At 35.3% G+C, this 13,298-nt stretch carries 13 protein-coding genes and 1 pseudogene; 6 read left to right on the top strand and 8 right to left on the bottom strand.

Annotation, left to right across the window (positions count from 1 at the left end; translation table 11 throughout):
• The first annotated feature begins 15 nt into the window (after nt 1-15).
• The 3 genes from E0W73_RS13080 to E0W73_RS13070 are packed head-to-tail and all read left to right on the top strand — an operon-like array spanning nt 16 to nt 2,928.
• Nucleotides 16-567: an RNA polymerase sigma factor gene (locus E0W73_RS13080; protein ID WP_135222552.1), complete on the top strand. Its 552-nt coding sequence runs from the start codon at nt 16-18 to the stop codon at nt 565-567.
• Nucleotides 564-2,360 (top strand): hypothetical protein, encoded by a 1,797-nt coding sequence (locus tag E0W73_RS13075; RefSeq protein ID WP_135222517.1) that lies wholly within the window; start codon nt 564-566, stop codon nt 2,358-2,360. The genes E0W73_RS13080 and E0W73_RS13075 overlap by 4 nt, the downstream gene beginning before the upstream one ends.
• 37 nt (nt 2,361-2,397) lie before the next feature.
• Nucleotides 2,398-2,928 (top strand): MepB family protein, encoded by a 531-nt coding sequence (locus E0W73_RS13070; protein ID WP_135222516.1) that lies wholly within the window; start codon nt 2,398-2,400, stop codon nt 2,926-2,928.
• Between the two features lie 58 nt (nt 2,929-2,986).
• Here E0W73_RS13070 and E0W73_RS13065 read toward each other — a convergent pair whose 3' ends face one another.
• The 3 genes from E0W73_RS13065 to E0W73_RS13055 all read right to left on the bottom strand — a co-directional run bounded on the left by E0W73_RS13065 (nt 2,987) and on the right by E0W73_RS13055 (nt 8,016).
• A complete protein-coding gene (locus E0W73_RS13065; RefSeq protein WP_135222515.1) occupies nt 2,987-6,406 on the bottom strand; it encodes a T9SS-dependent choice-of-anchor J family protein in 3,420 nt (1,139 codons plus the stop codon).
• Between the two features lie 324 nt (nt 6,407-6,730).
• Nucleotides 6,731-7,483 (bottom strand): SDR family NAD(P)-dependent oxidoreductase, encoded by a 753-nt coding sequence (locus E0W73_RS13060; RefSeq protein ID WP_135222514.1) that lies wholly within the window; start codon nt 7,481-7,483, stop codon nt 6,731-6,733.
• A 158-nt stretch (nt 7,484-7,641) separates the two neighbouring features.
• Nucleotides 7,642-8,016 carry a hypothetical protein gene (locus E0W73_RS13055; protein ID WP_135222513.1) on the bottom strand — a complete coding sequence of 125 codons (375 nt, stop codon included), beginning with the start codon at nt 8,014-8,016 and terminating at the stop codon, nt 7,642-7,644.
• A gap of 153 nt (nt 8,017-8,169) precedes the next feature.
• Between E0W73_RS13055 and E0W73_RS21680 the strand changes: the two genes are divergently transcribed.
• The 3 genes from E0W73_RS21680 (at nt 8,170) to E0W73_RS13040 (ending at nt 9,526) form a co-directional block, all read left to right on the top strand.
• A complete protein-coding gene (locus E0W73_RS21680; RefSeq protein ID WP_262710903.1) occupies nt 8,170-8,301 on the top strand; it encodes a hypothetical protein in 132 nt (43 codons plus the stop codon).
• Nucleotides 8,302-8,433: 132 nt separating this feature from the next.
• Entirely contained in the window at nt 8,434-9,006 is a 573-nt protein-coding gene (locus tag E0W73_RS13045) for a pseudouridine synthase (protein ID WP_135222512.1), read from the top strand.
• A 64-nt stretch (nt 9,007-9,070) separates the two neighbouring features.
• The gene (locus tag E0W73_RS13040) at nt 9,071-9,526 is read left to right on the top strand and encodes a tRNA (cytidine(34)-2'-O)-methyltransferase (RefSeq protein ID WP_135222511.1); all 456 of its coding nucleotides are present in this window, start codon (nt 9,071-9,073) and stop codon (nt 9,524-9,526) included.
• A gap of 109 nt (nt 9,527-9,635) precedes the next feature.
• Here the strand turns inward: E0W73_RS13040 and E0W73_RS13035 are convergent, their stop codons facing one another.
• The 5 genes and pseudogenes from E0W73_RS13035 to E0W73_RS13020 all read right to left on the bottom strand — a co-directional run bounded on the left by E0W73_RS13035 (nt 9,636) and on the right by E0W73_RS13020 (nt 13,244).
• Nucleotides 9,636-10,415: an ABC transporter ATP-binding protein gene (locus tag E0W73_RS13035; RefSeq protein WP_135222510.1), complete on the bottom strand. Its 780-nt coding sequence runs from the start codon at nt 10,413-10,415 to the stop codon at nt 9,636-9,638.
• Nucleotides 10,416-10,589: 174 nt separating this feature from the next.
• Nucleotides 10,590-10,658 (bottom strand): annotated as a pseudogene (locus E0W73_RS21730) (hypothetical protein); the annotation flags it as partial.
• Between the two features lie 32 nt (nt 10,659-10,690).
• Entirely contained in the window at nt 10,691-10,924 is a 234-nt protein-coding gene (locus E0W73_RS13030; protein WP_262710901.1) for a GxxExxY protein, read from the bottom strand.
• A gap of 147 nt (nt 10,925-11,071) precedes the next feature.
• A complete protein-coding gene (locus E0W73_RS13025) occupies nt 11,072-12,100 on the bottom strand; it encodes a FecCD family ABC transporter permease (RefSeq protein ID WP_394345995.1) in 1,029 nt (342 codons plus the stop codon).
• Between the two features lies 1 nt (nt 12,101).
• Nucleotides 12,102-13,244 carry an ABC transporter substrate-binding protein gene (locus E0W73_RS13020; RefSeq protein ID WP_135222509.1) on the bottom strand — a complete coding sequence of 381 codons (1,143 nt, stop codon included), beginning with the start codon at nt 13,242-13,244 and terminating at the stop codon, nt 12,102-12,104.
• Between the last annotated feature and the right edge of the window lie 54 nt (nt 13,245-13,298).

The raw sequence follows: 13,298 nt of genomic DNA, 5'->3' as shown, positions 1-13,298 counted from the left end.
AATTTGAACCATTTCTTGAAAGACGATTTAGAAAAATACATTAAACTGTGCCTTAAAAATGACAGAGAGGGACAACTGAAAATTTATCAGTTGTTCTCTCCTGTTTTATATGGTATCTGCTTGAAGTATATGAAAAATGAAGACGACGCAAAAGACGTTTTTCAGGAAGCTTTCGTAATTGTTTTTCAAAAAATAAACCAATATAAGTTTGAAGGAAGTTTTGAAGGTTGGATGAAGCGGATTTTCATTAACAAACTTATTGAAACACTCAACAAAAAGAAAAAAGAGAGTTTTTTTCTGGATGTTTTTGATCCTGACACCGATTTTATCGAAGAGGAAGAATTAGAAGCAATCCCGATAGAACAGGAAAAACTTCTGGAATATATACGGGATCTTCCCGACCAGTACAGGACCGTTTTTAACCTCTATGTTTTTGAAAAAATGAAGCATAAGGAAATAGCCGAATTACTGAAAATTTCTGAGGGAACATCAAAATCAAATTTAAACCGCGCCAAGCATATTTTGCAGAAACGAATTTTGAGCATAAAAAATTTTAAAACAGCATGAAGAAGGAAAAAATAGAGGATATTTTTTCATCAATGGAAAACTTTTCGAGTGTTCCGCCTCCTGAATTGTGGGGACAGATTGAAGAAAAACTGGACAAACCAAAAAAGAAAAAAAGGGCTGTTCTTTGGTGGTCGGCTGCTGCGTGTCTTTTATTAGGCTTGCTGCTTCCTTCTATATTGCATTTTACGGATTTGGAAAATAAAGCTCCAAACCAAAACGGTTTTGAAAACAACAATGTAGTTCTTGATGAAAACAAAAACAATACGAATGTAAACCGAAATATTCCGGAGAGCGGAAATAAAATCATAAAAAACAATTCTACAAACAGTACAGCAGGAATTGGCGAAAATGAAGAAAAAATAAATCAAAATGCAGATAAGGATAAAAATGAATTAGAGAACAATTCTTTTGACAATCCTAAAAACGATGCTGTGGCACTCGATGAAAAAACAGACAGCGGTATTCATAAAAATGAAATCGGTAATACAAATCCAGCTTCAAAAACAAACGGATTATCAAATAACTCAAAAGAAAATAAAAAAGCGAACCATAGCATTGTACATACTAATGAAGTAAGCGGGCAAAAGAAACAAAAACAGAACAATTATTATACTGAGCCAAATTCGCAAAGAAATTCTCCGAATCAATCCGCTTTTGTCTTTGCTTCTTCTGACGAAAAAACAGCAGGCAAGACCGCAAAAACGCAATTCGGAAAAAGCAATAGTAAAAAAACGCTCAATCAGCCTGTTTCTGAACAAAGAATTGCATTTGGAAAAAAACAGAATAATTTTTATCCAGCAACAAATAAAACATTTTCAAATTCTATTTTTGAAGCTCCAAAAACTGTAAACGGCACTGCTAATCTGGCATTTACTAACTCTAATAATTCTGGAAAAAATACCGCAAATTCTTCTTCGACTAAAGCTGGAAACGGAAACAGCCCAACTACAGATTCGGGAATTTCTAAGGAGAATCCAAAGTTTGCTAACGCTCTAACCAAACAAGACTCTATACAGTTAGCTGCACTTCAAAACTTGGAAAAAGGAATCCAAACGCCAGAAAATGCGAAGGAAGAAAAAGAGAAAAAAGACAAAGCTCTCACCAAAGGCGAGCGTTGGGCTGTTGCTCTTTTTGCGGGCGTGGCGAATTCTGAAAATTATAAGAACGAAAAGACGCTGGGCAATGTAAACGATTCCAAACAATCCAATTCGTACGGCGTAAAAACAAGATATAGCATTACTAAAAAATGGGCAGTCGGCACCGGACTTAAGATCAATGAATTGGGACAAAGTGTCGCTAACATTTCGTATGCAAGCGCTAGAACTGGTGCTCTTTTTGCTCCCGGCAATGAAAGTTCAAACGCTCCGGCAGCTCAATTTAGCAGCAGTTCTGATTATGTCTTAATTTCAAACAGCACGAAAGAAGCCGTAAACAGCGATAACATAAAAAGCGGCACACTCGACCAAAATCTGAGATATCTAGAAATGCCTTTAGAGGTTTCGTATTCTGTTTTTAACAGAAAGAAAGCCAGCATTAATCTGAATACTGGAGGTTTTGTCGGAAGACTGATTTCTAATCACGCTGTATTAGACGGGCAATCGATTGGACAGAATGTAAACGCAAATGATTTTGTTTACGGATCAACGTTGAGCAGCACCATTCAATATCAAGTTTATAAAAAAACCAATGTGTTTGTAGAGCCAGCAATGAATTATTATATAAATCCGCTTAACAGCCAATCGTTTAATCAATTTCAGTGGGGATTTAATTTCGGGCTTAATTTTTCGTTTTAAAGAGTTTTGCTGTTATTTGTAAAAACTTTAGATTTAAATGACTTCTGCAGCAAAATCATTTCAGCCCATTCCTACATCGCTTAATGAAGCAAAATATTTGGTTTATGATGTCTGTAATTTTGAATTTTCTTTGTTTGCAAAAGAAAACGAAAGCGAAGAATACAGTGCCTGTAGATTTGAGCTCAACGCAAAAAAAATCTGTTTTAGAGAAGCCAAAATAACTCCGACAAAAACAGGTCAATTTGTGACGTTATGGAAACGTAATTCAAATGGAACTATTGAGCCTTTTGACGATTCAGACCCAATTGATTTTGTAATTGTGAGTGTTCGAAAAGATTTAAACTGGGGACATTTTATATTTCCAAAAAATATACTCTTAGAGAAAAGCATTTTTTCAACTCCAAATAAAGAAGGAATACGAGCGACAAGAGTTTATCCGCCTTGGGATGAAACTACGAGCAAACAAGCTCAAAAAACCCAAAAATGGCAATTAGATTATTTTTTTTCTTTTTCTGATAAAAGCGAAATTGATTTCAATCGCATAAAAACAATATTTTATACAAACTAACTCTAAAAAAGAAAGGGCAGTCTATAACGGACTGCCCTTTTTTTCGTTAATTATCAAATTAGTTTTTGATAATCTTATCTTTAAAAATCACTTTGTTGTTTTCTGTAACAACATAAAAATAAATTCCTGCACTTAAACTATTGACTGAAAGCGAAGCTGTTTTAATGTCTGCTTCACTTTTAATACCAATTGGGCTTCCAACCAAGCGTCCGTTTGTATCGTATAGTTTGATTTTTAAATCTCTGCCTTCAGTGGTTTTAACATCAAAACTTACTATATCTGAAGCCGGATTAGGATACGCTTTTACAAAATAATTGTTTTTCCCAAAATCTGGTGTAGACAATACATCTTCTTTCAGCTCAAAACGCGCAATTACTGGCCCGTGATCTGAAGTAGTTGTAGTATAATTAGGAATGTCATTTCGTGGATCGTAAACAGCAATTGAATTTTGGATATAATCATCGGTCAACTCGTTAGAAATTACGATATGATCTAAAAACCCTCCAGAACTTAAAAAACTGTACGCGCCTGCCCTACTGATTTCTAGAGTCAGCGGGTTGTAGCGGTTGGTATCTGTAACTATGCTTTCGTACGAAGAAGGCTGACCAGCAATTACAGAAGCTTTCACATCATCATTAAAATCTCCTAGAATGATAAAATTAGCATCAGGATAATTTGCATCCAAACTGTCTTTTAAAACCTGAGTATCGTATTTACGCATGTTGTATCTCGACAAATCCGATCCGCTGTTGGCACGTGCGTGAATGTTTATCAAATTGATTTCTTTTTTAATACCTCCCACATTAGCTTCTACAGTTACCATATACGGAAGACGTCCTGAAGAGAAGAAACTGTTGCCGCTGTTATTTGGATAATTTTGTAAAACTGTAGTTCCCGCACGTACCTCATCATAAAGATCTTTAAACATTACACGAGTCTTTTTTACAGAAGTTGTCTGCGTATTGTAGAGTACTACCAATTTTTGAGGCGGGAAGTTTGGATCTGGATCCTGAAAAGAATAAGACCATGAAGTTGAAATTTTCTTATCGAACGTTTTTCCGTTGATGTTCAATTTCTGAATCAAGATATCAATTGAAGGATCATCTGAAACTTCCTGAACCACATAAACATCAGCATCTAATTTGTTCATGACTTTGGCAACATTTTCAATTTGCAGCGCATCGTCAGTTGGGCCAAATTCCACACCGTCAGTACCTTTTACATCTGTACCGAAAAATTCTAAATTATAAGTCACGACATCATAAGTATCGGCTTTTGGGATTGAAGAACCAGTAAAAGATCCGATTTGTCTATTTAATGCAGTTCCGCTAACCGTTAGAGACCCGCTTATTTTCAACGCTTTTACAGATGGAGTAAATCTTACATATACCGTCTGATTATTGGCTGCTGCCGATGCATCAACCAAAACACTTGACTGAAATGACAAATTATCTAAAGAAATTTGGTAATCTGCTGGAACTGTCAAGATAATATCACCATAACCTTCGGCCTTTAATACAAAAGACTGACTTGCAGAAATTGAATTGATGCTTACATCTCCAAAATCTAAAATCGGATCCGCATTTACGTAACCCGTTTCATTTGTAATTGCAACATCGTCTAATGACCATTCTGCGGCAAAATTGTTTCCACCAGCTGTAGTTTCGTAAACCCAGGCAACATACGTATTGGGAGATTTAAAGCCAGTCAAATCAATATACTTTGACTGTACATAAGTTCCTGTAGTTGTTGGAAACTTACCATCAATTTCTGCCCACGTAGCTGTTTCTGGACTGCTTACTCCGTCGTAATCCGTGGAGACCATTAGTTTTAAACTTGGTCCTGCATAAAATTTACGTGAGTAAAACGACAGCAATGCAAAGTGGGTAAAAGTATCCAAATGCAATTTTGGCGAAATCAGCCAATCTTTGCTCGGACCATTGTCAGAGTATCCGTTTACCAATACAGCTCCACTTCCAGAATTAACATTTCGTGCAACAGTAGTGTGAGTCCATTTATTTACGGTACCCGCAATATTATGCTGGGTCCAAAGACCGTTCGACAACACATTTACATCGTTAAATCCTTCTACATACGGATCAAATCCTTTTCCTGTCAATGAGAGCATTTTGCTAACTGCTCCCACAGATTTATGCGTAAGCTGTCCTGTAAAATTCCTAGCTAAATTTGGAGTGAAACGAACATAAACTGTCTGAGAAGCATTTGCGGCAAAATCTGAAACCGAAAAAGTAAGCTCTGAGCCGAATGTTACATTGTCTTTTGAAATAGAGAAGTTTGAAGTGGCACTTACGGTCAAACTCTGAGTTAAATCTGTTGCCTGAATTTGATAATTTAATGATTGCGAATTAAAATTGATTTCCGTCAGCCCTAAATCCAATGAAGTCACGCTAACTGTAATTACAGGTACTGCAACAGCAGTTGTTGTGACATCAGTCTTAGTTACAGTCGTCTGAATGTTGCCCGAAGCATCTTCAGAGACAGAAAACACAGAATATTGCGTATTTAACGTTAAGCCTGCAAAGTTTTTAGTGTACACCTGATTTTTATCTGTAACATCTAAAAATCCTGACTGTAAAGCTGCTGTTCCGTTTGCATCAAGACCCGCTTTTACTTGTGCAGCTGTTGGAGCCGTGCTTCCGCCAGCTAATAATACGTAATATGTTTTTCCGATTTCATTTAACTTGTCTGAAAAATCAAAATTATTAGCCGATATATTTTCTGCTTTTGGATATCCTGTTTCAGAAATCGGAGCATCAGCATCTTTTCCTATCTCTATATTATCGATTGCAAAAGAAGGACGAGAACCCGTAGTGCCAGAAAACATTCTCGCAATCCATCTGATTTGGACAACACTTTGATTATCGCATTCTGATGGAAGCTTTACCTTAATTGTTTGTGGATTTTGCGGTGTTGTAACTCCAGAGCCCGTTTGCAAAACCGTTCCGCTCAGATAGGCAGAAGCTTCAATCGTAGTAAATGCGCCTGTAGTACCTATACGATACTGAAGCGCCATTTCCATAATACGATTGTTAGACGGAGTTCCATCATACGGATTACGAATCACCATCGCATCATACTGTACCTGAATACTGGTCTGATTTAAGCTATTAAATGCAAATCCAATTGCTAAATCTAAAGATCCGGTATCTAGAAATCCTATTTTCCCGTTATAATTATGTACATTACCGCTGCTGGTTCCCGCATGACTGTTTGCAACTAAGGATCTATCGGCAATAGGAGCAATTGTTGCATAAGAAGTAGTAGTTGCGGCACCCGTAATCTGCCATCCCTGAAATCCTGTTGGATAAGTTGTCGGAGTTGTTGCAAGTCCTTCAAAGTTTTGCGTGTAAGGCAAAATCTGAGCTGGAGGATTTGTCTGAGAAAAAAGATTTCCCGAGAGCAAACATACAAAACATAAAATAGCCAATAAATGGCGTGAAATGTAAAGTTTTTTCATACGTCTTAGAATAGAGTTTTAGAAATCAAATTTATGTTGTTTAAAGTTAAGCTAATATTATAAAACTATAAACTTAATATGTACATTTTTATCAATTAAATTCAACATATACCCGAAAACAGGTATTTTTATTAAATAAAAATCAAACCAAAACTTATTTCTTAAATTATTATTCAAAACTAAAACATCTTCTAAACACCAACAAAATCGGATGGTTTCTTACAAAAACAACTGTTTTTAAAATCTAATATTTCGCTGTTGCAAACAAAAAAGCAGCAAACTTTACTTTACTGCTTCTTCTATTCATTTTATATCGAAATTTAATTATACCGCTGAATAACCTCCATCTGCAATAATATAGCTTCCGGTTGTAAAAGACGATTTATCTGAATTTAAGAAAACAACCAGCTCTGCAACTTCTTCTGCAGTTCCCAGACGATTCATCGCAGATTTTGCCGCTACGGCATCCATCATATCCTTATTCAGATTATCTTTTAAAAGCGCCGTTTCTATATAACCAGGACCAACGGCATTACAGCGAATATTTTTTTGCGCATATTCAACCGCAATATTTTTCGTTAGACCTACCACTCCATGTTTACTGGCAGTATAAGCCACGCTGTTTGGCGCTGCCACTTGTCCATGAATCGAAGCAATATTAACAATGCTTCCGCCGCCATTTTTTTCCATCTGTTCTAATTGGTAGCGGCAGGCATAAAAAACGCCGCTTAAATTCAGCGCGATAACTTTGTCCCATGCCTCGGGCTCGTATTCTCCTGTGGGTTTTGCAGGACCGCCCATTCCGGCATTATTGCAAGCAATATCTAGTCGGCCGTATTTGGAGACCGTAACTTCGACCATATGTTTATTGTCGCTGGCACTCGACGAATCGCCTTTTACGAAAAATGCTTCTCCGCCTTTTTCCTTTATGATATTTACGGTTTCTTCTCCGTGTTCAACATTGATGTCTGAAACTACTACTTTTGCTCCTTCTCGAGCATAGGCTTCTGCAACTGCGCGTCCGATTCCCGAACCTCCTCCAGATACAAAAGCGACCTTATTTTCTAAAAGTGCCATTTTCTTTGTATTTTAAAATTTGTTCTACTAATTTACGAAGATATCAACAGTTGAACCCTTTAAATTACTGGCTTTACGATAACATTAACGTTAACTGCTAATCAAATGTTATTTGATATTAAAATGATTTTTATTCCCAGAAAATTTTGTATTATGGTTTAATCCTCCTCGTCCAATTTCATATTACCACGATCTTTGCGATTATCAGGATGAGAGTTCGGATAACGATTTGGTGTGATATCCGAATTTCGGTCTTTGTTCTCTATCGTTTTTTCTGCTTCGTCGTCTGTAGCAACACCACGGTTTGCATTCGGATTGTCTGCCGATATACCCGATGGCTTATTTTTGATGTCCTCATTTTCATTACGAGCTCTTTCGACTATTTTTTTGTTGCCGTCTGCATCTGTAACAAACTCTCGTTTTAAATTTGCATCATCGGCTTTTCCGTCGTGCGAAATGTTTTTACCTTTTGATTCGTCTATGTCTTTCTGCGTTCCGTTGATTTTCTTTGTGCCTAAATTATTCGTTTCCATGGCTTTATTTTTTTTAGTTTCTATAATAATATTACGAATTATAGAGCTTACATCTAAATGGTTTAACATTGCTTTGACTTTTTGAAAGAAAATTTTTCATAATTTCATGTTTCTATTTATACAATTTCAATGTTTAACCAAATTTCTAGCCTCATGAATTTCTTCAAAATCAAAACCAGCTGGTCTAATGCCGAATTCATTCTCATCAAACTTTGTATGGCTTCTGCTTATATTTTTATCGGAAGTTATTTTCATGATTTTTTCGAAAATTATTATGCTTTTTAATTGGCGTTTTTATTATTACCGTGATTTGGTTTGTGTATCAGTGGCTAAAAAAAATGAAATCCCATTCAGACTTACCATACTAAATGTTCGCTTTTTATTTTATGAAAGAACTATCTTTGCAAAAAATTAAAAATGCACCGACACTTCATTCTTTTTAAACCTTACGGCTATTTGAGCCAATTTATTTATGAATTAAAAAGAAAGAAAAAGCTTTTGGGCGAATTACACGATTTTCCGGAAGGGACAATGGCCATTGGAAGATTAGACGAAGATTCCGAAGGTCTTCTTCTCCTGACAACTGATGGAAATATGAGCGAACTGGTGCGAAGCAAAAAAGTCGACAAAGAATATTACGTTCAGGTTGACGGATTAATTACACCCGAAGCAATAGAACAATTGCAAAAAGGCGTAGAAATTGGTCTTGACGGAGGAAAATATAAAACCAAACCCTGCAAAGCTTTTATAGTAAATGAAATTCCAGATTTTGGCTTAAGAGCCAAAAAAATCCGAGATGAGCGTCATGGTCCAACTTCATGGGCATCGATTACAGTAAGAGAAGGAAAATTTCGTCAGGTCAGAAAAATGACCGCAGCAGTCGATTTTCCAACCTTACGTTTGGTTCGTGTACGAATAGGAAATGTATATTTGCAAAACTTAAAAGCGGGAGAAGTACTTGAGGTTTCCAATTTTGAATTAGATAATTAGATAATTAGATAATTTTTGCGAACTCATAACTTTTAACCCTTAACTCATAACTCAAAAAAAGAAAATGCTAAACGTAGTTCTTGTAGAACCGGAAATACCTAACAATACGGGAAACATAGGAAGATTGTGCGTTGGTACAGAAAGCCGACTGCATTTAATTCATCCTTTCGGATTTGTGATTAATGATAAAAACTTAAAACGTTCCGGATTGGATTATTGGGTTCACCTTGATGTGACCGAATATCAAAATGCAGAAGAATGGATTGCACAGATTCCAGATCATTCCCGTGTATTTTTAATGAGTTCACACTCTGAAAAATCGTATTTGGAAAATGAATTTCAGGATGGCGACTGGTTGGTTTTCGGAAAAGAAAGCGTTGGATTGAGCGCGGCATTTATGGCCAAATTCGAAAATCATTTGACAATTCCGATGTCACCATTGATTCGTTCTTTTAATATCGCAAATTCTGTGGCTTTTGTGGTTGGTGAGGCTAAAAGACAAATTGGCTTGAAGAAATAGTTAATACGCTCCTGCAAGGTTTTCCAAACCTTGTAGGTATATTATTTCTAGCCTAAATCTAAATTTTAAACCTACAAGGTTTTGGAAACCTTGCAGGAAAGGCTGAAAACTAACTCACGATAAACTTCCCCTTTTCTGCATCAAAAACAATATGTTCGTCTTTGAACAAATTATCAAAACTGCCATTTGAAATTAAATTACACGGCAGATCTTGTACAATATTTTCCGGTGTCATAATAATCATTTCGTCACTTAACTGAATGGCCAAATCAATATCGTGGGTTGAAAACAAAATACATTTCTGGGTTTCGTGTGTAAGTTTCTTCAATAATTTGAATAATGAAACTTTATGCAGTAAATCCAAATGTGTGGTAGGTTCGTCTAAAATAATCAGTGGCGTATCTTGCGCCAAAGCTCTTGCAATTAAAACTTTCTGTAATTGTCCGTCACTAATTTGAAAATGTTTTTTTGAAGCCAGATGCTCAATCTGAGTGAGACTCATCGCTTGCTGAACCTTGTCAATATCCTCTTTCGACAAACTATCCACCCAATTCGTGTAAGGCTGACGGCCTAAAGCAACTAATTCAAAAACAGACAAATTGCTTGGAGGAAGTTTTTCTGTCAAAACCAAACTTAGATTCTGCGCTAATTCTAAAGGTTTATAACGCGAAATCTCCTTTTCATTTAAATAAACATTGCCTGATAAAGGCTTTTGGATTCCGGTTATAGTGCGAAGTAAAGTCGATTTTCCAATTCCGTTTGCTCCTATCAAAGTAATCAGTTTTCCTGAATCCAGATTTAAGTTCAGATCTTTACCAATGGTCGTAACACCTTTCTTGGATTTATATCCGATATTTAAGTTTGATGTATTTAAGATAATTCTAATCATTGTGGTTATTTTTTAAACACATAGAAACATAGGTTTTTCCTTTTTCTGAGAGTTGATTTGAAAATTTACTAGTAAATTAACACATAGCTTTGAATTTAGAGCTTTGGGAGTAATTTGTAATATTCATTTACGAAAGTTTTTTGACCTTCTTTGAAAATATTAAAACAATTAAAATTAATCAAAATACCTTTTGGCGCTTTTTAAGAGTTTCATATAAGTCATTAACTGTGCTTCACAAATAGGATTTAATTCTAATGTTGCTTTTAATTCTACAACTAAACAATTTCAATAAATAAATCGCATTTTAAATTAGCATTTAATTCTTTATCTCTATAAATCAAAGGCACATTCATTTCTGTGAAAAAATTTATTTTACGATAACTCAATTCTTCTTTTAAACATTCATGATAAACACTTTCCAACAATCCTCTTCCAATCGTTTTATGCACTTGAATACAAGCCCCTATAACACTGAAAGTCAATTCATCTAAATATTTCTGAGTAATCATTCTCTTAATTTTTAAAAGAACATGTTCCATTTTCGCAAAGTCTATGTTTTAATTTACTAGTAAATTTTCCAAATCAACTTTCAGAAAAAATAGAAATCTATGTCTCTATGTATTTAAAAAACTAAGATATTATTTTTTTGTAATCTTTTACTGAAAATTCCTTTTCCTTACTACAAGCCAAATAACAACTGGAGCACCAATTATAGACGTAATTGCATTAATTGGAAGTGTGACTTCAAATCCTGGCATTTGCGAAACAATATCGCAAAACAACATTATAATCGAACCAAAAAATAAAGTACTCCAAAATAATACGGTGTGATTACTGGTTTGAAAAGTCAGTTTGGCGATATGCGGAACTGCTAATCCAATAAAAGCAATCGGACCTGCAAATGCTGTAATTGCTCCGGACAATATACTTGTTGCAAATATGATTATCAATCTTGCCTGTTTAAAATTCAATCCCATGCTTTTGGCATAATTTTCTCCAAGAAGCAATGCGTTTAATGGTTTGATACTTTTGGCACTTAAAAGCAACCCGATTCCAACGCAGAAAGTTAGAATTCCGATAGTTGTCCAAGAGAGATTTCCAAGGTTTCCCATTGTCCAAAAAGTAAATTTCTGAAGTTGTTCTGCTGTGCTAAAATAAGATAGAATACTTACGATTGCCGTGCTAAAACTTCCAAACATCAATCCCACAATCAAGATTGCCATTGTGTTTCGTAGTTTTTCCGAAACAATCAAAACCAAGAAAAGAACCAATGTGCTTCCTATAGTAGATGCCAAAACGATTGCATAAGAAGACAATACAATTACACTTAAAAAAGAAGGCAGAAATCCTGCTCCCAAAATAACAAAAGCAACACCGAGACTGGCTCCCGAACTTAACCCTAAAACATAAGGTTCAGCAAGCGGATTACGGAATAAAGTCTGCATCAAAAGTCCACTGATTGAAAGCCCAGTTCCAACTAAAACTGCCGTAATGGCTTTGGGCAGACGATAATTTATAATGATATATTCCCAGGTTGATTTTGTCGCATGTCCACCTGTTAAACTAGTAAAAACATCTTTTACAGGAATCATAACAGAACCTAAACTAATGCTTGCAAAAAACATCAGTAAAAGTCCCAGCGCCAAAATGACAAATAAAATAGTATTTCGTTTTTTATTCGCCAATTTAGTTCAGTTTTGATGCGAAAGTAAATTCGTAACCCGATAATAAATCAGGGTGGAAAATTTTAATATAATCCTTTAAAACTAAATCAGGACGGCTTGGAGCTAATTCGTAATAAACTGTACCACCGGTTGCGCCCAATTTACCTTCAAAACTGTAAACACTTTTGTTTTTAAAAGCATCAAATTCTCCATAATGCGGATTTGCTTTTTGCAATTCTTCTAAACTTTTAAATGAACCAGAAGCAATCCAGATATTTGCATCTTTGGCTTTATCCAAAACTTTTTCAAAAGATAAACCTTCGCTTCCACTTCCTTTTAAGTCAGACCACAAATAATTGGATTTTGCATCTTTCATAAACTCGGCAACCCAGCTGTTTCCTTTAGCCACATACCAAACATCTTCGTACATAGAACCGTATAAAACTTTTGAAGTTGCAGGTTTGTCTGCCACCATTTTTCTCGCCTGATTATAACTTTGAACAATTTTATCAAAAAGCTCTTTGGCTTGTTCTTCTTTACCAAATAAAGCACCGTAAAGTTTAATCCATTCCGCTTTTCCAAGTGGAGATTGTTCCATCCAATCGCCTTGGATTAAAACATTTAACCCGCTTTTTTTCAGATTATCCAACATCGGATTATTATTATCGACTCCAAAAGTCACAATCAAATCTGGAGATAATTCAATTAACTGCTCAATGTTTAGTTTTTCATTTTGTCCAACGTTTTTCACAGAACCTTTATCAATTAAAGCTCTGGTTTTTTCTGAAGAAATGTAATCCGTATGCGGAAAACCAACCAATTTGTTTTCTACTTCCAACATTTCTAAAAACGGAATATTAGTTGTCGAAGTAACTACAACAGACTCTAACGGAACCTGAATTGTAGTGTAATTTTTAAGACTATCCGGTACTTTTCCGTCTTTTTCTTTTAAAATATATTTGAAATCTTTATTCGCATTTGGCCATGGATTTGAGACAGTTACAACTGAATAATCATCATATTTTACGATTGAAAGTCCGCTCGCATATTCAATGCTGTTTTTTACATTTTCAGTTTTTAGAGCTTCTGCTTTTTCATTCTTCTTACATCCTGTCAGGATAAAAAAAGAAGCTATAAAAATCATTTTTGGCAATAAATGTCTCATATTTTATGTTTTGGATGGTAACAAAGGTAAAGTATTTTCTATTTTTTTTGTTTA

The organism is Flavobacterium foetidum (genome assembly GCF_004634245.1).
GTDB lineage: Bacteria > Bacteroidota > Bacteroidia > Flavobacteriales > Flavobacteriaceae > Flavobacterium > Flavobacterium foetidum.
This window is presented reverse-complemented; position numbering and strand designations above follow the sequence as displayed.